Below are 20,201 nucleotides of genomic sequence, written 5' to 3' on the forward strand. Positions count from 1 at the left end.
CCCCGCGGTTCGCGGGGCTTTTCGTTGGGGGTAGCGCCCGCGCCTCAGCCTTTCAGCGCCCGCTCCAGGTCCGGCAACTCCGCCGGCTTCACCAGGTGCGCATCGAAGCCCGCGTCCATCGCCCGCTTGCGGTCTTCCGGCGAGCCATAGCCCGTATGGGCCACCAGACGGACGTGCGCCAGCGCCGGATTCTTCTTGATGCGGCGCGCCACTTCGTAGCCGTCGATGCCTGGCAGGCCGATGTCGAGCACGATCACCTGCGGCCGGTGGCGCAACGCCAGGTCCTCGATCTGCGCGGCATCCGAGGTGGTGCAGGTTTCGTAGCCCATCTCGGCCAGCAGGAAGCCCATCATTTCCATTGCATCGACGTTGTCGTCCACCAGCAGCACGCGCATGCCGCTGCCGCCTGTCTCGTGCGTCTCGCAATGCGCGGAACTGGCTTCCGGCGCGCTCGTGCGCAGCAGCGGCAGATCGACCGTGAAGGTGCTGCCCATGCCGATGCCGGGGCTGTCGGCGCTCAGGTGTCCACCGTGCAGCTCGAGCAGGTGCGACACCAGCGACAGGCCGATGCCCAGGCCTTCCGGCGCGCGGTCCGGCGGCACGTCCACCTGGGCGAACATGCCGAAGATGCGCGGCAGGTTGTCCTCGGCGATGCCGATACCGTTGTCGCGTACGGCGATCCGCACCCGGCCCTTGTCGGCCAGGCTGACGTCGACGTCGATCTGGCCGCCCTTCGGCGTGAACTTGGCCGCGTTGTGCAGCAGGTTGCCGACCGACTGCGCCAGGCGCACCGGATCGCCCATTACCCATACCTGCTGCTCCGGCAGATGCACGGCCAGCTGGTGGCCGCGCGCCGTGATCAGGGGGCCGGCGGTCTCGATGGCCTGCCGGATCACGGCGCCCAGGTCCACCTCTTCGGTGCGCAGCACGATCTTGCCCTCTGAGATGCGGGCCACGTCGAGCAGGTCGTCCACCAGGTGCGCCAGGTGGTCGACCTGGCGCGTGATGACTTCGCGCGCACGCGCCTGGCGCTCGGTGCCCTGGCTGTCGTCGCCGGCGGCGCCCAGCAGCGCGGCCGCATTGCGGATCGGGCTGAGCGGGTTGCGCAGCTCGTGGGCCAGCGTGGCGAGGAACTGGTTCTTGTTGCGGTCGGCCGCGCGCAGCAGGGCTTCCATTTCCTTGCGCGCCGTGATGTCGCTGGTCACGCGCGCAACGCGGTAGACCTCGCCGCGCTGGTCGCGCACCGCGAACAGGCGGTCGCGCACCCAGTGGGTACGCCCGTCCGGGCCGAGGATGCGGAACTCGTCGTCGTAGTGCGGCATGTCGTGCAGTGTGCGCCAGTGCTGGGCGATGCGCTCGCGGTCGTCCAGGTGGACGGCATCCAGCCAGGCCTCGGGCCGCTGGCGCAGGTCGTCCGGGCTGCCGCCCCAGATGGCCGAGTAGGCCGGGCTGACGTACACCAGGCCGCCGTCCGGCACGGTGAACATCCAGAACACGTCGTCGATGTTGTCCGTGATCTGGCGGAAGCGCTCTTCGCTGTCGCGCAGCTCGACCTGGGTCTGGCGCATGCGCACCAGCGCATTCACGTTGGCGATCAGCTCGTCGGCCTCGATCGGCGCCGCCAGGTAGTTGTCGGCGCCCCCTTCCAGGCCGCGGATCTTGTCGGCGCGGCCGGTCAGCGCGGCCGAGGTCTGCAGCACCAGCACCATGCTGCTGTCCGGGCTGGCCTTGATGCGGCGGCAGACTTCGATGCCGTTGATGTCCGGGAGCTTCACGTCGAGCAGCACCAGCGCGGGGTTCAGGCGCTTGACCATCTCCAGCGCGTCGGTGCCGTTGGTCGCCTCCACCACCTCGAAGCCCGCCCCCTGCAGGATGCGGTTCTTGGCGTAGCGGGCGCCGTCGTTGTCGTCAACGTTGAGGATCAGGGTGGAGTTGGCTTTCATCATTCGGTTCCGTCTTGGCTGGACTGCTGGAAGCGGCGCGGCAAGCGCAAGGTGAAGGTCGTGCCTTCACCGAGTCTACTTTCCACGTCGACCCGTCCCTGCAACAGTGCGGCCAGCTTGCGGCACAGCGGCAGGCCGAGGCCCGTGCCTTTGCTGCGCCGCTGGAGCGGATGCTCGATCTGGCTGAACTCTTCAAAGATCAATTGCAGGTTTTCCGGGCTGATGCCGATCCCGGTGTCGGCGACCGCGAACGCGATCACATCAAGCTGTTGGTCGTAGGTGGCTGACACGCGCACGCTGCCACGCTCGGTGAACTTGAGCGCGTTGGAAATGAAGTTGCGCAGGATCTGGGAGATCTTGCCCTCGTCCGAATCGAAAGCCTCGGTGAAGTCGGAGGGTTCGAACACCAGTTCCACCCGGCCTTCGTCGACCAGCGGCCGCATCATGCCCTTGAGGGCGCGGAACAGGTTGTCGATCACCACCGGCGCCAGCTGCACGTCGACCTTGCCGGCCTCGATCTTGGCCAGGTCGAGCAGGTCGTTGACCAGCTCCGACAGGTCGTTGGCGGCCTTGGCGATGAACTGCACCTGGCGCTCCTGCTCGGTCGTCAGCTCGCCGTCCATGCGGTCCAGCAGCAGCTGGGCCAGCGCGCGTATCGACGACAGCGGCGTGCGCAGCTCGTGGCTGGTATTCGACAGGAAGCGCGACTTCATCTCGTCGGCGCGGCGCAGGCGCTCGGCCTTGTCCTCGATCTCGGCGTACAGCGCGACGATGCCGCGGTTGGTGTCTTCCAGCTCGCGCGTCAGCGACAGCAGGTCTTCCTGGCGCTCGCGCAGCTCGGCCAGGGTACCCAGCAGTTCGTGGTTCTGCAGCTGCAGTTCCTGCAGGGTGTTCGAGACCGGGCTGCCGGCCAGGCGTGTGCTGATGTCCGCCAGCCGGGCCGGGTCGACCAGGGCTTGCGGCGGCAGCGCCTTGCGCATCGTGACCGTGGTGGCGACGCCCTGGGCCGGCTCGACTTCGCAGGAATCCATCAGGCGGTGCGCGGTGATCAGGGCCAGTTCCGGCAGCGAACTGCTGAGCACCTGGTCGAACACCTCGGGCGCCGTGGACATGCGCGCCGCGGCGCCGGGATGGATGGCGACTTCGAGGTACTGGCGCGTGCCATTCCGGCCCAGCAGGAAGGCCGCGCGGCCGCCCGAGCCCTGGTGGCAGGCCATCCGCGCCACTTCCGACACGGCGGTCGCCACGCGCACCTGGTCCTGCTGGGAGAAGCCGAGCAGTTCCGACACCTGGCGGGCGCGCTGACGCACGACCACCACGTCCTGGCCGCTGTCGAGGGCGACATTCAGTATGCGATGCAGGCTCACCGGTAGCTCCCATGGCGGCGCACCACCAGTACCATCGCGTCGTCGCGTCCGCGGCTGAAGTCGCGCATCAGGACGGCCGCGATCAGGATCGGGCTGCGGCCGACCAGGCCGGGGTACTTGTCCAGGTTCCACTGGGTCTGGATGCCGTCCGAATGCATGATGCACACGGCGCCCGGACCGAAGGGCAAGGGGAAGGACTGTACCTTGCGCATATTGTGGCCGACGATGCCGTTGTGCGACACCAGTGCCCGGCGTACGCCGTCGATCACGCAGCCGGCGATGTTGCCGACGCCGGCAAACTGCAGTTCATCGTCCGCGAACTCGATGCGGGCGGTCGCGAGCGCGGCGCCGCGGGTCGGCCGCAAGGCTTCGTGGGCGGCCAGCATCAGCTCGTCCGCCTGCACGCCCTTGCGGGCCTCGAGTGCGCCGATGGCCGCCGCTGCGGCGCGCGCGGCCTCGGGTCCGTGACCCAGGCCGTCGGCGGCCAGCAAGGTCGCGCCGCGGCTGTCGCAGCGCACCGCCCAGCCGTCGCCGCACTCGTCCTCGCCTGCCAGCGGCGCCCACAGCGCGCCGATCTCCACGCCGCAGGGCTCGGGCGCCGGCAAGTCGCGCCAGAGCCGCATGAAGAAGACCGCACCCTTGCCGGGCTGCGTGTAGACGTCGAACTCGTCGGCCAGGCGGTTGATGGCGCCCAGGCCGGTGCCCGCCGTGCCGGTGCTGGACACGCCGTCGACCAGGCAGGCAGCCAGGTCGGCGATGCCGGGACCGTTATCGAGCGCGAGCACGTCGATGCCCACGCCGGCGGCCGACTGCGCCGGTCCGACGTGGATCTCGCCCTCGCCCGCATGCTTGAGGATATTGGTGGCGGCCTCGGTGATGATCAGCGCCAGCTGGCCGGCGCGGGTCTCGTTGAAGCCGAGCGCATCGGCCAGCTTCTGGCCGCTGCGCCGCACCGCCGCGACATCGCTCGCGTGGTTAATCGCGTGCACTTCCTGCTGTGCGAGTGAACTGATCAGCGCTTCCATTTCACCACCAGCACGGCAGTGCCCTCTCCGCGGCGGCTATCGATGTCGAATTCATCCGCCAGGCGCTTCGAGCCACCGAGGCCGAGGCCGAGGCCCCCGCCGGTGGTGAAGCCGTCGCGCAGCGCGTTGTCGATGTCGGCGATACCGGGACCGGCATCGACGAACAACAGGCCGATGCCCTGGCGGACACCGTCGGACAGGCTGTCCAGGTGGACTTCGCCGCCGCCGCCGTACTTGATTGTATTACGCCCCAATTCGCTTGCGGCCGTGACCAGCTTGGTCTGGTCGACCAGGGACAGGGCGATGGCCACCGCCCGCTCGCGCACCTGCTTGCGCAGGCCTACAACGTCCTCGTCCGACTGCAGGCGCAGGGTCACGCGTGCGCTGCGGTGCTGGCGGTGGCGGTCCAGCAACGCGGTATCGAACAGGACTGCACCGGTATGCGCGCCGTTCATCAGTTAAAGTTCTTTCCCAGCAGGGCCATGCCCTTTTCCACGTTCAGTGCCGTCCGGACGCCGTGCAGCGTCAGGCCCAATTCGACCAGGGTGATCGCCACCGCCGGCTGCATGCCGACCACCACGGTGCGGGCGTCGAGCACGCGCGCCATGGCGGCGGTATTGCTGATCATGCGGCCGATGAAGGAATCGACCAGGTCGAGCGCCGAGATGTCGATCAGGACACCCTTGGCGCCGTCGCTGACGATGCGCTCGGTCAGGTCGTCCTGCAGCTGCATGGCGAGGCGGTCGTGCATGTCGACCTGGATCGTGACCAGCAGCAGGTCGCCCATGCGCAGGATAGGAATACGTTCCATGTTCTGCTTATGCCTTGGCGACGACGGCGGTGCCGGTGCGCTCGAGCGCGACCAGGAAGGCGTCGGCCAGGGTAGCCTTGGTGATCACGTCTTCCAGGTTGACGCCGAGGTGCACGATGGTCTGGGCGATCTGCGGGCGGATGCCGCTGATGATGCAGTCGGCGCCCATCAGGCGAGCGGCGGCGATGGTCTTCATCAGGTGCTGGGCCACGAGGGTGTCGACGGTCGGCACGCCGGTGATGTCGATGATGGCGATGACGGCGCCGGTGTCGACGATCTTCTGCAGGATGTTTTCCATTACCACCTGGGTGCGGGCCGAGTCGAGGGTGCCGATCAGCGGCAACGCCAGGATGCCGTTCCACAGCTTGACGACCGGGGTCGACAGCTCGAGCAGTTCCTGCTGCTGGCGCACGATGATCTGGTCCTTGGTCTTCTGGAACACTTCGATGGTGTACAGGCCCAGCTTGTCCAGCAGGGTGCTGACGGTCCATGAGGCGGCGGCGATGGCTTCGCTGTCGCCTTCGAAACCCTGGCGCAGCTGACCGAACAGCGGTTGCTTCAGCGAGAAGACGAAGGTGGCGGTTTCGGCCGGGGTCGAGCCGGACTTGGCGCGGGTCGAGGAGATCTCGGCCAGCAGGTCGCGTACCTCATCCCAGGAACGGTGCTCGATGTTGCCCAGTTCGCCGCTGCGGGTCGCGGTGACGAGCGCCGAGATGAATTGCTGGCAATGGCTGCGCAGCTGCTCCTTCGAACTGGAGCTGCCGCGCACGATCATCGCCTCGAGCTGCGTCGTCCACTCGGCGCCGATGTCGGCCTGGTGTTCCTGGATGAGCTGGCTGATACGGGCGGCGTAATCCTTCGTGGTCATCTCTGCGATTCCTAGGTTTGGATGGTTGAAATCAGTGGGTGCCGCAGTGAAACAGACGCAAGCGAACCCTTATTGACGAAATGATCGACTATAACATTTCTTGCATTATGGTCACGACACAGTTGTATCGTGCGCACGGGCCACGATAGGACGCGGCCACGCCTTATTGCTGGGCGGATGAATTACCGGGGAGAGGCGATCAGGTCGGCAGGTGGTTACGCGGGAGGCTGATCGTGAAGACGCAGCCATGACCGGGAACATTGCGCACGGTCAATTCGCCACCGTTTGCGGCAACACTTTGTTTTGACACTGTCAAGCCCAGGCCGATGCCGGAGTGCTCACCGTTATGCTGTGCATGGGGCAGGAACATTGTGTCTACCGCACCGGGGCGCAATCCCCCGCATTGGTCTGCGACATCGATCACGATACGGTCGAAGGACGCATATGCGCTCAGCACGACTTCGCTGCAAGGCTTGGTGAATTTGAATGCATTTTGCAAGAGGTTTGCCACCGCAGCCATCAGCAGATCGCGTGAACCGTGCACGGCGAGCTCGGGATCCACCTGTGGCACATGCAAGCTGCAACCATGCTTCCGGACTGACAAAGACGCGGCAAGGCGCACCTCTTCAATGAAAAGCGCCAGGGAGAAACCTCCGAGTGCATTCAGGTGCTGAGAAAGGATCCGCACCTCCTCGAGAGACCTGGCGATCAGCGTGTCCAGGCCGGCGAGGCTCCGCTCGAGGATCGTGCCCGTGGCGCCATTCAGGCTCAACTGGCCGGCCTTTGCAGCGGTAAAAGCCAGCGAAGCCGTGCCAAGCAAGTGCCGCATCTCCCGCGCAAACAGTGCCAACTCCTTCCCCGCTTCGAGAGAATGCATCTCGGCCGTATGAAAGTCGCGTTGGAAGCTGAACTCGGTCACCGCGTCGGAGATGGCATTGTCGAGACAGCGGTTCAGCGTGCGGAACTCGTCCACATGAAAAGGAACATCACGCTCCACGGCCAAATCCATGATTGCCTGGCACAGGTCTCCGTAGACATGCACGACCTGGCCCACGTGCAGGCCGAGCTTGAGCAGGTCCCTGCCGTGCTGCGCTGCCGAGATACTCGATTCGGAATGTCCACGAACTCCGCCTGATGGGCCTGTAATGCGCCGGCCGTCGCCGGGCCTGGCCGACTGTTCGACTTCAAGGGTGCGGATCAGCTGATCGAGAAACAGTGGAATACCTGCTTGCAACTGAGCTTCGGTAGCAGGAGGGCCGGCACGCTCGTGGACCCTGGTGCTGCATCGCTGGACAAGTTCGTCGCGATTATTGGAAAGGAATTCGTACATCATACGCAGCTCCTGGCTCAAGCATTGATCTCGAACGAACGGCTCCGCAGGCCAGCGCTCAGCCCAGGCGCCCAGGCAGTCTACCACTTCGTCTCCCGGGACGGTGCGGCCGGCCAGGCACCGCCCCCTCGAGCATTTACGGCGTCGACAATACAGCCGCAGCCGCTTCCGCCATCGCCGCATAGCCGCGGTCGCCGGGATGCAGGTGATCGCCCGAATCGTAGATGGCGCGAAGCCGGCGGGGATGCTCCGGGTCGCGCAGCACGGCGTCGAAATCGACGACCGCGTCGAAGTCGGGCGCGACGCGTATCCATTGATTCAACGCCTGGCGCAATTTCTCCTTCTCGTCACTATAGTGTCCGGCATAGAGCGTGCCCTCCAGCGCCCCTTCGAACGGCGGCAGGGTTCCCGCGATGATGCGCAGGCCCCGTGACCTGGCGCTGGCGGCCAGTTGCGAGAACCCGGATCGCAGTTCGTCCAGCGTGACCGGCGGCTCTCCCGGCGCGAAGGGGCCGCCCGGCCAGCCGATGTCGTTAGTCCCGAGCAGGACGACCAGATCGGTCACACCCGGCTGCGCGAGCACGTCCTGCTCGATCCGGGCCAGGGCATTCAGTCCCATCCCGTTTCGCAACAGGCGGGCGCCCGAGATCCCGGCGTTTGCCACCGCGGCGCCCTGCCCCACCAGGCGCTCGGCGAGGTAATCGGGCCAGCGGCGGTCCTGGTTGGGTGTCGAACCATTCCCGTCGGTGATCGAGTCGCCGAGCGTCGCCACGCCGCGGGTCCTGCGCTGGACCTCCACCAGTGCCGCACTCAGGAACAAGCGGCCCCCGATGCTGCTGTCCGCCTTGAAGCCGGCGCTCCCTGTCCGGTCTCCCGCGGCAAGCCCGAGTGTCTGTTGCTGGCCCCAGTGAAAATTCTTGATTGGGGTGGGTTGAGGGAAATACGTCGATACGGTCACCCGGGCCAGGGGCGGGATCGGCCCTTCGACCGGGTCGCTGGTCAGCTGGGCTCCCGGCAGCAGCCTGGCCCCGGACTGTCCGGCAAAGCTGAGCACTTGCGGCTTGCGCGCCGTTCCGTCCTCCAACGTGAGCCGGACCGCACCGATCTGTACCGCCTCGTCCCCATAGCGGTTCGAGAATACGAGCCGCAGCCGCCTGCCGCCGCTACTCAGCCTGAGGGTTTGGCGAACGGTCTGGTTCTCGAGCCGGGCGGGAATGCCGGTCGGAAGGATGAATGTGCCGCCCCAGACCGGCTGCGGGGCTGCATACCAGGACGTGACCCAATGCCCGGGCTCCGGCCCCGCTGCTGGTGCAGCGGCGCTTGCGCCCAGGATGGCCAAGACGGAAAGGACGGCCGCGATTCCGGTAGATGTTTTCATTGTGGAGCTCCTGTAAAAGTAGGAGCCCACGATAGCTTATGCCAAATGCGACGAGTAGCCCCAATGCTGGACTATGGGTTATTCTATTTTGGAATAAGACAGGAGGAAGATTGGACACCTTGCGTGCATTGCGGATATTTTGCAGGACGATGGAGCTTGCCAGCCTGTCGGCGGTTGCACGCGAGATCGGCAGCACGCAGTCCAGCGTCAGCAAAGTCCTGTCCCAGCTCGAAGCCCAGCTCAATGTCCGCCTGCTGGAGCGCAGCACCAGGGGACCGATGCCGACTGAACAGGGACTGCACTTCTACGACCAGGCCAAGGCAATTCTCGAGCAGTACGACGCTGCGGTAAGCAGCGTACAGGGACTGACCACCCAGGCGACCGGCCTGTTGCGCATCAACGCGCCCGTCGCCCTGGGACAGTTCCACCTGAACGCGCTGGTCCAGGACTTCATGCGCCAGCATCCCGCCATCTCGGTCGAGCTGATCCTGAACGACCGTTTCGTGGACCTGGTCGAGGAAGGGGTGGACGTCGCCCTGCGGCTCGGGACCAGCTTGCCGCCAGACGCAGTCGGGCGCCGCATTGCCTCGGTGCCGCGTTTCCTGGCCGCCTCACCGGCATATTTACGGCAACGCGGCGCGCCGACGGACCCCGGTGGACTTGCCGCGCATGACTTCGTCCGTTTCGCCTGGACGCCGGGCAGCACCGTGGAGCTGCACGCGGGAGAGGAGTCCCGCCGTGTCGCGGCCAACAGCCGTTACCGCGTGAACAACGGGCTGGCCATCCGCGAAGCGCTCGCGCTGGGCGGCGGTATCGGCCTGTGTCCTGAATGGCTGGTGCATGACCTGCTTGCCACGGGTGCGCTGGTGCGCGTCTTGCCGGCCTGGTCCGCAACGCCGCAAGACCTGACCCTGCTCTATCCGTCGCGCCGCTACCAGCCTTTGCGCGCCAAACTGTTTATCGAGTTCATCACTACGCGCATGCGCGGATTACCCGGCTTCCACGCATCGTCGTGAGCAAGAAAAACTCATCCCACAGTCCAGCACGAGTGAGCCATGACAAACATCTGCATATCGAAAAAAACCGCCAGGCTCACGCGCTGGCGGTTCTTGTTGGCTCGAAGCCGCGGTGCTTACTGCGCCGCGCCTTCCACCGGATCAGCAGCCTTCATCGACAGCTTCAGGCGGCCGCGCTCGTCGGTCTCGAGGACCTTCACGCGCACTTGCTGGCCTTCCTTCAGGTAGTCGGCAACGGCGTTGACGCGCTCGTTGGCGATCTGCGAGATGTGCAGCAGGCCGTCCTTGCCCGGCATGACTTGCACGATCGCGCCGAAGTCCAGCAGCTTGAGCACGGTGCCGTCGTAGGTCTTGCCCACTTCGACCGATGCGGTCAGCTCTTCGATGCGGCGCTTGGCTTCCTGGCCGGCGGCGGCATCGACCGACGCGATGGTCACGACGCCTTCGTCGGTGATGTCGATCTGGGTGCCGGTTTCTTCGGTCAGCGCGCGGATGACGGCGCCGCCCTTGCCGATCACGTCACGGATCTTTTCCGGGTTGATGCGGATGGTGATCAGGCGCGGTGCGAAGTCCGACAGCTCGGTCTTCACGCTCGGCACGGCGCGCTGCATCTCGGCCAGGATGTGCTGGCGGGCTTCCTTGGCTTGCGCCAGCGCCACCTGCATGATTTCCTTGGTGATGCCCTGGATCTTGATGTCCATCTGCAGCGCGGTGATGCCTGCCGGGGTACCTGCGACCTTGAAGTCCATGTCGCCCAGGTGGTCTTCGTCACCCAGGATGTCGGTCAGGACCGCGAACTTGCCGCCTTCCTTGATCAGGCCCATGGCGATGCCGGCGACGTGCGCCTTCATCGGCACGCCGGCGTCCATCAGTGCCAGGCAGCCGCCGCAGACCGAAGCCATCGACGAGGAGCCGTTCGACTCGGTGATTTCCGAGACCAGGCGCACCGAGTAGCTGAACTCGTCAGCCGACGGCAGCGCGGCGACCAGCGCGCGCTTGGCCAGGCGGCCGTGGCCGACTTCGCGGCGCTTCGGGGTGCCCACGCGGCCGGTTTCGCCGGTGGCGAACGGAGGCATGTTGTAATGCATCATGAAGTCGTCGGTGTACTCGCCCATCAGCGCGTCGATCTTCTGGCTGTCGCGCGCGGTGCCGAGGGTGGCCACGACCAGCGCCTGGGTTTCACCGCGGGTGAACAGGGCCGAACCGTGGGTACGCGGCAGCACGCTGGTGCGGATCGCGATCGGACGCACGGTGCGGGTGTCGCGGCCGTCGATGCGCGGCTCGCCGTTCAGGATCTGCGAACGCACGACCTTGGCTTCCATGTCGAACAGGATGTTGCCGACTTCAGCCGAATCAGCGGTCACGCCCTGGGTCGCCAGGCCGGCCATCACTTCGGCCGAGATCGACTTCAGCTTCTGCTGGCGCGCCGACTTTTCGCGGGTCTGGTAGGCGTCGCGGATCTTCTCGGCGGCCAGGTCGTTCACGCGGGCGATCAGTTCTTCGTTCTTCTCTGCCGGCGCCCATTCGACTTCCGGCTTGCCGCCTTCGGCGACCAGGTCGTGGATGGCGTCGATCACGGCACGCATCTGCTCGTGGCCGAAGACGACCGCGCCCAGCATGACTTCTTCCGACAGCTGCTGCGCTTCCGATTCCACCATCAGCACGGCGGTTTCGGTACCGGCGACGACCAGGTCCATCTGCGAGGTCTTCAGCTCGGTGGTGGTCGGGTTCAGGATGTACTGGCCGTTCGCGTAGCCGACGCGCGCTGCGCCGATCGGGCCGTTGAACGGGATGCCGGCGATGCACAGCGCAGCCGAGGCGCCGATCATGGCCGGGATGTCCGGGTCGATTTCAGGATTGACCGACAGGACGTGGATGATGACCTGGACTTCGTTCAGGTAACCTTCCGGGAACAGCGGGCGGATCGGACGGTCGATCAGGCGCGAGGTCAGGGTTTCCTTTTCCGAAGGACGGCCTTCGCGCTTGAAGAAACCACCCGGGATCTTACCGGCCGCGTAGGTCTTTTCCATGTAATCGACGGTCAGCGGGAAGAAGTCCTGGCCCGGCTTGGCGTCCTTCCTGGCGACCACGGTTGCCAGCACGACGGTATCTTCGACCGACACAACGACGGCGCCGCTTGCCTGGCGCGCGATTTCACCCGTCTCCAGGGTGACCGTGTGTTGACCGTACTGGAAGGTTTTCGTAACTTTGTTAAACATGGGTAATCCCTTTCTATTTGCCGACAGATTTTCAGGAGCTGTCGTTCACCTCACCACGGACGGAGTGTCTCCGTCATTACTGCAACAACAAACAACAAAAACAAAAAATGCCCGCGACAGGTATCTGGCGCAGGCATTTCGTGACTAAATCGTCTTGACCAACGATTACTTACGCAGGCCGAGCTTGGCGATCAGGTCGCGGTAACGGTTTGCGTCTTTGCGCTTCAGGTAAGCCAGCAGGCTCTTACGGCGGTTGACCATCATGATCAGACCACGACGCGAGTGGTGATCCTTCTGGTGTGCCTTGAAGTGGCCGTTCAGCTCGTTGATGCGGGCGGTCAGCAGTGCGACCTGGACTTCCGGCGAACCGGTATCGTTCTGGCCACGTGCGTTGTCCGCGATGATCGCGGCTTTGTTGATGTTTTCTACGGTCATGATGTTACCTTTCACATGCGGTGCATGAGTCGAAACCCAGCGCACCGTGATTGACGATGTTGATACAAATCGCTGTCCCAAAACGGACAGACCCGCCAGTATAGGGGAAAACCGGGCGTGCGGCCACTGTTTGCAGCGCCAGAAAGGTGGATCATGGGGGTTTTGCGGCATTTCGCGGAGTGAATGATGGCTAAATTAGTCAAGATTGCAACAATCCTGGCCCTGCTGGCGCTCGGCGGCTGCGCCGGGATGCTGCGCCAGGCGCCGTCCATCGGCGATTCGGCCGCGGTGGTCCAGCAGAAGATGGGCGCGCCGACCGCCATCTATGGGGCCGGGCAGGAAAGGATCTTCGAGTACGCGACCGGGCCGATGGGGCAGCAGACCTACATGGCGCGCATCGGAGCGGACGAGCGGCTGCTGTCCTACGAGCAGGTACTGACCGGCGGGAAGTTCGCGACCATCGAGGTCGACGTCGCCGACAAGGAGGAAGTACTGCGCACCGTGGGCAGGCCGGCGGAGAAGTCCTTCGTGGCGATGCGGGACTGGGAAGTCTGGTCCTACCGCTACAAGGAAGCGGGGGTGTGGAACTCGATGATGCACGTGCACTTCGACCGCCAGGGGATCGTGCGGCAAATGCTGAATGGGCCGGATCCGATGTATGAGCCGCGGGACAGGATGGGGTGGTAGGACACCGGGGCCAGTACCCCGGTGTCCGGCAGCGCTTACACGCCCTGCGGGTTGACGCGTTCGACCTTGGAATGCAGCTTGTTCAGGCCCGACAGATAGGCCTTGGCCGAGGCCACGATGATGTCCGGATCCGCCCCGACACCGTTGACGATACGCCCCGAGTGCGACAGGCGGATGGTGACTTCGCCCTGAGACTGCGGCCCGTTGCTGATCGCATTGATCGAAAACAGCACCTGCTCCGCGCCGCTCTTGACCACGCTCTCGATCGCGCTCACCACCGCGTCCACGGGTCCGTCGCCGGAAGCCTCGGCCGACACTTCCCTGCCCTCCACGGCGAACACGACCTTCGCATGCGGCAATTCGCCGGTCTCGGAACGCTGCGCCAGCGACACCAGGCGGTAGGTCTCGCCTCCCTGCGCATGGTCTTCGGCCGACACCAGGGCCATGATGTCTTCGTCGAAGATCTCGGCCTTGCGGTCCGCCAGCTCCTTGAAGCGGGCAAAGGCCGCATTCACCTCGGCCTCCGACTCCAGCCCGATGCCCAGCTCCTGCAGGCGCGATTTAAACGCATTTCGGCCGGACAGTTTGCCCAGCACGATCTTGTTGGTGGTCCAGCCTACGTCTTCGGCGCGCATGATCTCGTAGGTCTCGCGCGCTTTCAGGATGCCGTCCTGGTGGATGCCGGAGGCGTGGGCGAAGGCGTTCGCGCCCACCACCGCCTTGTTCGGCTGCACCGCGAAACCGGTGATCTGCGAGACCATCTTGGACGCCGGCACGATCTGGGTGGTGTCCACGCCGACCGTCAAGTTGAAGTAGTCGGCGCGCGTGCGCAGGGCCATCACGACTTCTTCCAGCGAGGTATTCCCTGCGCGCTCGCCCAGGCCGTTGATGGTGCACTCGATCTGGCGCGCGCCGCCAATGGTGACGCCGGCCAGCGAATTGGCCACCGCCAGGCCCAGGTCGTTGTGGCAGTGCACGGACCAGACGGCCTTGTCGGAATTCGGCACGCGCTCGCGCAGGCGCAGGATGCGCCGTCCGAATTCCTCCGGCACGGCGTAGCCCACCGTGTCGGGGAAGTTGATGGTGGTCGCGCCCTCGGCGATCACCGCCTCCAGAACGCGGCACAAAAAGTCCTCGTCCGAACGGCTGCCGTCTTCCGGCGAGAATTCGATGTCGTCGGTGTGATTGCGCGCGTAGCGGATCGCCAGTGTGGCCTGCTCCAGCACCTGCTCGGGCTCCATGCGCAGCTTCACCCGCATGTGCAGCGGCGAGGTCGCGATGAAGGTGTGGATGCGCTTGCGCGCCGCGGGCGCCAGGGCCTCGGCGGCACGCGCGATGTCGCGGTCGTTGGCGCGCGACAGGGAGCAGATGGTGGATTCGCGCACCGCCGCCGAGATGGCGCGGATCGCTTCGAAGTCGCCCATTGATGCCGCCGCGAAACCGGCTTCGATGACATCCACCCGCAGGCGCTCGAGCTGGCGCGCGATGCGCACCTTCTCGTCCCTGGTCATGGAGGCGCCCGGCGATTGCTCGCCGTCGCGCAGGGTGGTGTCGAAAATGATCAAACGGTTCGAGTCAGGCATTCTGGGCTCCATTAACTAATCAAAGTCAGCGGCGCCCTGCCCGGCCCGAAGGCCGCGCTAGCGGCGCACGCTGTCGTCCGGCTCGTCGTCGAGCGGGATGATGCTCACCGGCTTGCCCTTGGCTGCGCGCCAGGCGAACACGGCATATCCCGACAAGCCGTAAATCACAAAAATCGGCCACAGGACTTTCGGTGGGTCGATCGCCAGCAGCGCGAAGGCCAGGGCAATCAGGAACACCACGATGAACGGCACCGACTTGCGGAAGTTCACGTCCTTGAAGCTGTAAAACGGTACGTTCGACACCATCGTCAGGCCGGCGAACACCGCCAGGCCCCAGCTCACCCAGTCCACCTGGCGCGAGCTGACGTTGATGTCCGGGTCGGTCATCATCATGATGAAGCCGACGATCAGGGCCGCCGCCGCCGGGCTCGGCAAACCCTGGAAGAAGCGCTTGTCCACCACCTCGATGTTGGTGTTGAAGCGCGCCAGCCGCAGCGCCGCACCCGCACAGTAGATGAAGGCCGCGATCCAGCCCAGCTTGCCCAGCCCGCGCAGCGACCATTCATAGATCACCAGCGCCGGCGCGGCGCCGAAGGACACCATGTCCGACAGCGAGTCGTACTGCGCGCCGAACTCCGACTGGGTATTGGTCAGGCGCGCAATGCGGCCGTCCAGTCCGTCCAGGATCATCGCGACGAACACCGCCCAGCAGGCGTGCTCGAAGCGCTGGTTCATCGCCATGACGATGGCGTAGAAACCGCAGAACAGCGCGCCGGTCGTGAACGCATTCGGCAGCAGGTAGATGCCGCGGCCACGCTCACCCGGAAGACGGTCTTCCGCCCGGCGCCCGAAGCGTTTCAAGCGGGAAAATCGTGGCGCCTTGGGCGCTGCTCCAGGTGGTCGGCGTCGTGGAAAGGTCGGCATAGGGCTCCATAGTCAAATAATGCTGTTCCCAGCATTATAGAGGCGGGAACCCATGTTAGCGAATGGCTATGTTTACTTGAATCGCACCTTGCCTACCAGACGCATCTGGAGGGTTGTTTCTCCCGGTTCAAAGCTCGGCTCCGGCATCTGGTCCGCCGCTTCCTTCATCGCGCTCGCGCGCATCATCATCGGCGCCTGCGCCGCCTGCCCATCGCCCGCATAATTGCCCGACCCCTCGAAATCGACCGTGTCCAGCACCGCGTCAAGCGGCTTGCGTCCCATCGCGCCCGCGATCGAGACGATGCGCTCGTTCAGGTTGCGGTAGGTCGCGGCGATGCGCTGGTCGTCGAGGCGCTTTTCCAGTTCCGGGCTCAGGCCGAAGTTCACGTTATTGATTTGCAGAACTTTCTGGGCTGCGGCGGCGGTCTTCGGCAAGTCGGCAAGATTGGTGGTCTTCACCTCCAGGTACTGCCCGACGCGCCAGGCGATCGGCACCGGCTTTACCGGCGTGCGCGCCATCGGCTGCGGCATCGGCGGCACTTCCGGGTAGACCGGGTAGGTGTAATACCCCATGGTCTTCAGCTCGGCCTTCGGATCGGCGCGGCGCACGATCTCGGTCCCCTCCTTCATCTTGCGGTTCACGCGTGCCGCAGCGGCATTCTTGTCCTTGTCATGCTCTTCGACCGCGAAGGTGACGGTGGCCTGGTCGTTGGCGTGCTTCACTTCGCCAAAGGCCGGCACCACCACCAGCGTGCCGGTGGTCGACGGTGCAGTCACGGTTTGCGCCTGGGCCTGGAAGGCCAGCACCAGGGCCGCAGCCACGATCGATTTGGAAATGTTCATTTATTGTTCTCCAGAAAAGTTACGACGGATGTCCGCGTCACTTATACGATACCGCTCTCGCAACTTCCATCGTGATTTTGTAATGGATCGTTGCAACTGAGTATCTGGAGTAACAGTTGTCTCGAATTGTCGCGGTGCCGGACTACGGCCCGACACCGCTGGGTACGGCTTAGTTCTTCGACTGGTCGACCAGCTTGTTCTTCGCGATCCACGGCATCATCGCGCGCAGCTTGGCGCCGACTTCCTCGATCGGATGCTCGGCGGTCAGGCGGCGGCGCGAGATCAGGGTCGGGGCGCCGGCCTTGTTCTCGAGGATGAAGCTCTTCGCGTATTCACCGGTCTGGATGTCCTTCAGGCACTGGCGCATCGCATCCTTGGTCGCCGAGGTGACGACTTTCGGGCCGGTGACGTACTCGCCGTATTCCGCGTTGTTCGAGATCGAGTAGTTCATGTTGGCGATGCCGCCTTCGTAGATCAGGTCGACGATCAGCTTGAGCTCGTGCAGGCACTCGAAGTAGGCCATTTCCGGCGCGTAGCCGGCTTCGGTCAGGGTCTCGAAGCCTGCCTTGATCAGCTCGACCGCACCGCCGCACAGCACGGCCTGCTCGCCGAACAGGTCGGTCTCGGTCTCTTCGCGGAAGTTGGTCTCGATGATGCCGGCGCGGCCGCCGCCGTTGGCCATGGCGTAGGACAGCGCGATGTCGCGTGCCGAACCCGACTTGTCCTGGTAGACGGCGACCAGGTGCGGTACGCCGCCACCCTGGCGGTAGGTGCCGCGCACGGTGTGGCCCGGGGCCTTCGGTGCGACCATGATCACGTCGAGGTCGGCGCGCGGCACGACCTGGCCGTAGTGGACATTGAAGCCGTGGGCGAAGGCCAGCGCGGCGCCCTGCTTGGCGTTCGGCTCGACGTTGTTCTTGTAGACTTCGGCGATGTTCTCGTCCGGCAGCAGGATCATGATGACGTCGGCGTTCTTGACCGCTTCATCGACCTCGGCGACCTTCAGGCCGGCCGCTTCGACCTTGTTCCACGATGCGCCGCCACGGCGCAGCCCCACGGTGACATTGACGCCGGATTCGCTCAGGTTTTGCGCGTGCGCGTGGCCCTGCGAGCCGTAGCCGATGATGGCGACATTCTTGCCTTTGATAAGGGAGAGGTCGCAGTCTTTGTCGTAGAAAACTTTCATGATGTATTCCTAATTTTTTGTAAGTGTGGGATTGCTTATACTTTGAGGATGCGTTCGCCGCGGCCGATGCCCGAGCCGCCGGTACGGACGGTCTCGAGGATGGAGGCCCGGTCGATGGCGTCGATGAAGGCATCCAGCTTGCTCTTGGCGCCGGTCAGTTCGATCGTGTAGGTCTTCTCGGTCACGTCGATGATGCGGCCGCGGAAGATGTCGGCGGTGCGCTTCATCTCCTCGCGCTCCTTGCCGACCGCCCGCACCTTGATGAGCATGAGCTCCCGCTCGATGTGCTGGCCTTCGGTGAGATCGACCACCTTCACCACTTCGATCAGGCGGTTCAGGTGCTTGGTGATCTGCTCGATGATGTCGTCCGAGCCGCTGGTGACGATGGTCATGCGCGACAGGGTCGCGTCTTCGGTCGGCGCCACGGTCAGGGTTTCGATGTTGTAGCCGCGTGCCGAGAACAGCCCGACCACGCGCGACAGCGCACCGGCTTCATTTTCGAGGAGGACGGAAATGATGTGTCGCATTACAGGTCCTCCGAACCGAGCAGCATTTCATTCAGGCCCTTGCCGGCCTTGACCATCGGCCAGACGTTCTCGCTCTGGTCGGTGATGAAGTTCATGAACACCAGGCGGTCCTTCATGGCGAAGGCCTCGCGCAGCGAGCCCTCGACGTCGGACGGCTTTTCGATGCGCATGCCCACGTGGCCATAGGCCTCGGCCAGCTTCTCGAAGTCCGGCAGCGAATCCATGTAGGACTCGGAATAGCGCGAACCGTAGTCGATCTGCTGCCACTGGCGGACCATGCCGAGGAAGCGGTTGTTCAGCAGGATGATCTTCGGGGTCAGGTGGTATTGCTTGCAGGTCGCGAGCTCCTGGATGCACATCTGGATCGAGCCTTCGCCGGTGACGCAGGCGACCGTCGCATCCGGATTCGCCATCTGCACGCCCATCGCGTACGGCAGGCCGACGCCCATGGTGCCCAGGCCGCCCGAGTTGATCCAGCGGCGCGGCTTGTCGAAGCCGTAGTACTGCGCGGCCCACATCTGGTGCTGGCCGACGTCCGAGGTGATGAAGGCGTCGCCGTTGGTCACGCGGTGCAGCTGCTCGATGACCGACTGCGGCTTGATCAGCTCACTCGAATCCGTATAGGCCAGGCAATCCTTGCCGCGCCACTCGGCGATCTGCTTCCACCAGGCCTGCAGGGCGCTGGTATTGGTCTGGGCGGTGCTGGCGTCGAGCTGCGACAGCAGTTCGACCAGCACGTCCTTGACGTTGCCGACGATCGGGATGTCGACCTTGACCCGCTTCGAGATCGACGAAGGGTCGATGTCGATGTGGATGATCTTGCGCGGGTTGGAGGCGAAGTGCTTCGGGTTGCCGATCACGCGGTCGTCGAAACGGGCGCCGATGGCGATCAGGACGTCGCAGTGCTGCATCGCCATGTTCGCTTCATAGGTGCCGTGCATGCCGGGCATGCCGACGAAGTGCGGGCTGCTCGAGCGCGAGGCGCCCAGGCCCATCAGCGTGTTGGTCACCGGGAAGCCGAGCTTCTCGACCATGCGGTTCAGTTCATTCGAGGCATTCGCCAGGATGACGCCGCCGCCCGCATAGATCATCGGGCGCTCGGCCCCTTGCAGCAGCTGCACGGCCTTGCGGATCTGGCCGGCGTGGCCCTTGTCCACCGGCTTGTACGAGCGCATCTCGATCTCGCGAGGATACTCGAACGCGCACTTGTGCATGGTGATGTCCTTCGGGATATCGACCAGCACGGGGCCGGGACGGCCGGTGCGGGCGATGAAGAAGGCTTTCTTGATGGTCGATGCCAGTTCGCGGACATCCTTGACCAGAAAGTTGTGCTTGACCACCGGGCGGGTGATGCCGACGGTGTCGCATTCCTGGAAGGCATCCTGGCCGATCGCATGGCTCGGCACCTGGCCGGAAATGACGACCATCGGGATCGAATCCATGTAGGCCGTGGACAGGCCGGTGACGGCATTGGTCACGCCCGGACCGGAGGTCACGAGGGCAACGCCGACGGTGTTGGAGCTGCGCGAATAAGCGTCTGCGGCATGGACCGCGGCCTGTTCGTGGCGGACGAGGACGTGCTGGAACTTGTCCTGCTTGAAGATGGCGTCGTAGATGTAGAGGACTGCCCCGCCGGGATAACCGAAGACGTGCTTGACGCCCTCTTCCGCGAGACAACGCACCACTATCTCAGCACCCGTGATGGGAGCTGATGCATCGTTATTCATGTTCATTCCTTTCAATACCCAATGGGAGTTTGATCGGATGCCCGTTCCTAACGAAATACGATATGCGCAACAACCCTCATGCGTCCCTTCTCTCTGCGGTCGCGGCTGTGTTTGGGGACACCGTAGGGTCCTGACGCACGGGCGCTGGGCGCAACTCGTTCGGCTTGAGTGTCTGTAGCGTTTATACGCATCTCTCGCGCTTTTGGCGCGGGTCGGAGCAAACTGCCTACAAATGAAAGCGCGTCAATCCGGAGATGGCTTGTGGGCCTTAACCGGGAGACTGGAGAGCTTCGGGGGTGCAAAGCATTCAAACACATTACTGCGTTGCACCA

Annotated in this window: 18 protein-coding genes; 2 read left to right on the forward strand and 16 right to left on the reverse strand. The window is 64.6% G+C overall.

From position 1 onward, the window contains the following. Nucleotides 1-44 precede the first annotated feature (44 nt). The 8 genes from AC56LK_RS00580 to AC56LK_RS00615 form a co-directional block, all read right to left on the reverse strand. Complete coding sequence (locus AC56LK_RS00580; RefSeq protein WP_497182639.1) at nt 45-1,943, reverse strand: ATP-binding response regulator; 1,899 nt, start codon at nt 1,941-1,943, stop codon at nt 45-47. Then, entirely contained in the window at nt 1,943-3,310 is a 1,368-nt protein-coding gene (locus tag AC56LK_RS00585; protein ID WP_497182640.1) for an ATP-binding protein, read from the reverse strand. Before AC56LK_RS00585 ends, AC56LK_RS00580 begins: the two co-directional genes overlap by 1 nt. Next, nucleotides 3,307-4,335 (reverse strand): ATP-binding SpoIIE family protein phosphatase, encoded by a 1,029-nt coding sequence (locus AC56LK_RS00590; RefSeq protein WP_497182641.1) that lies wholly within the window; start codon nt 4,333-4,335, stop codon nt 3,307-3,309. The genes AC56LK_RS00585 and AC56LK_RS00590 overlap by 4 nt, the downstream gene beginning before the upstream one ends. Continuing rightward, nucleotides 4,323-4,790 (reverse strand): anti-sigma regulatory factor, encoded by a 468-nt coding sequence (locus AC56LK_RS00595; RefSeq protein WP_436105135.1) that lies wholly within the window; start codon nt 4,788-4,790, stop codon nt 4,323-4,325. The genes AC56LK_RS00590 and AC56LK_RS00595 overlap by 13 nt, the downstream gene beginning before the upstream one ends. Beyond that, on the reverse strand, nt 4,790-5,146 hold the full coding sequence (locus tag AC56LK_RS00600; protein WP_436105134.1) for an STAS domain-containing protein: 357 nt from the start codon (nt 5,144-5,146) through the stop codon (nt 4,790-4,792). Before AC56LK_RS00600 ends, AC56LK_RS00595 begins: the two co-directional genes overlap by 1 nt. Before the next feature lie 7 nt (nt 5,147-5,153). Beyond that, nucleotides 5,154-6,014 (reverse strand): STAS domain-containing protein, encoded by an 861-nt coding sequence (locus AC56LK_RS00605; RefSeq protein WP_497182642.1) that lies wholly within the window; start codon nt 6,012-6,014, stop codon nt 5,154-5,156. 199 nt (nt 6,015-6,213) lie between these two features. Then, nucleotides 6,214-7,347 (reverse strand): sensor histidine kinase, encoded by a 1,134-nt coding sequence (locus AC56LK_RS00610; RefSeq protein ID WP_497182643.1) that lies wholly within the window; start codon nt 7,345-7,347, stop codon nt 6,214-6,216. A gap of 133 nt (nt 7,348-7,480) precedes the next feature. Continuing rightward, complete coding sequence (locus AC56LK_RS00615) at nt 7,481-8,722, reverse strand: SGNH/GDSL hydrolase family protein (protein WP_497182644.1); 1,242 nt, start codon at nt 8,720-8,722, stop codon at nt 7,481-7,483. A 128-nt stretch (nt 8,723-8,850) separates the two neighbouring features. Between AC56LK_RS00615 and AC56LK_RS00620 the strand changes: the two genes are divergently transcribed. Continuing rightward, complete coding sequence (locus AC56LK_RS00620) at nt 8,851-9,738, forward strand: LysR family transcriptional regulator (RefSeq protein ID WP_497183032.1); 888 nt, start codon at nt 8,851-8,853, stop codon at nt 9,736-9,738. 116 nt (nt 9,739-9,854) lie between these two features. Here AC56LK_RS00620 and pnp read toward each other — a convergent pair whose 3' ends face one another. After that, complete coding sequence (gene pnp, locus AC56LK_RS00625) at nt 9,855-11,957, reverse strand: polyribonucleotide nucleotidyltransferase (protein ID WP_497182645.1); 2,103 nt, start codon at nt 11,955-11,957, stop codon at nt 9,855-9,857. A gap of 165 nt (nt 11,958-12,122) precedes the next feature. Continuing rightward, on the reverse strand, nt 12,123-12,392 hold the full coding sequence (gene rpsO, locus AC56LK_RS00630; RefSeq protein WP_027867691.1) for a 30S ribosomal protein S15: 270 nt from the start codon (nt 12,390-12,392) through the stop codon (nt 12,123-12,125). Between the two features lie 186 nt (nt 12,393-12,578). Between rpsO and AC56LK_RS00635 the strand changes: the two genes are divergently transcribed. Continuing rightward, nucleotides 12,579-13,079, forward strand: coding sequence for a hypothetical protein (locus tag AC56LK_RS00635; protein WP_497182646.1), 501 nt, complete (start codon nt 12,579-12,581; stop codon nt 13,077-13,079). A gap of 35 nt (nt 13,080-13,114) precedes the next feature. On the opposite strand, the gene AC56LK_RS00640 is transcribed toward AC56LK_RS00635, so the two are convergent. The 6 genes from AC56LK_RS00640 to AC56LK_RS00665 all read right to left on the reverse strand — a co-directional run bounded on the left by AC56LK_RS00640 (nt 13,115) and on the right by AC56LK_RS00665 (nt 19,869). Beyond that, nucleotides 13,115-14,662 (reverse strand): 2-isopropylmalate synthase, encoded by a 1,548-nt coding sequence (locus tag AC56LK_RS00640; RefSeq protein ID WP_497182647.1) that lies wholly within the window; start codon nt 14,660-14,662, stop codon nt 13,115-13,117. Nucleotides 14,663-14,719: 57 nt separating this feature from the next. Continuing rightward, nucleotides 14,720-15,586 carry a CDP-diacylglycerol--serine O-phosphatidyltransferase gene (gene pssA, locus AC56LK_RS00645; RefSeq protein ID WP_497182648.1) on the reverse strand — a complete coding sequence of 289 codons (867 nt, stop codon included), beginning with the start codon at nt 15,584-15,586 and terminating at the stop codon, nt 14,720-14,722. Between the two features lie 72 nt (nt 15,587-15,658). Then, nucleotides 15,659-16,429: an SIMPL domain-containing protein gene (locus tag AC56LK_RS00650; protein WP_497182649.1), complete on the reverse strand. Its 771-nt coding sequence runs from the start codon at nt 16,427-16,429 to the stop codon at nt 15,659-15,661. 169 nt (nt 16,430-16,598) lie between these two features. Continuing rightward, nucleotides 16,599-17,615: a ketol-acid reductoisomerase gene (ilvC, locus tag AC56LK_RS00655; RefSeq protein ID WP_497182650.1), complete on the reverse strand. Its 1,017-nt coding sequence runs from the start codon at nt 17,613-17,615 to the stop codon at nt 16,599-16,601. A 35-nt stretch (nt 17,616-17,650) separates the two neighbouring features. Continuing rightward, complete coding sequence (ilvN, locus tag AC56LK_RS00660; RefSeq protein WP_027867685.1) at nt 17,651-18,142, reverse strand: acetolactate synthase small subunit; 492 nt, start codon at nt 18,140-18,142, stop codon at nt 17,651-17,653. After that, nucleotides 18,142-19,869, reverse strand: coding sequence for an acetolactate synthase 3 catalytic subunit (locus tag AC56LK_RS00665; RefSeq protein WP_497182651.1), 1,728 nt, complete (start codon nt 19,867-19,869; stop codon nt 18,142-18,144). Before AC56LK_RS00665 ends, ilvN begins: the two co-directional genes overlap by 1 nt. Between the last annotated feature and the right edge of the window lie 332 nt (nt 19,870-20,201).

This window comes from Telluria sp. ZB4P36, assembly GCF_059685865.1.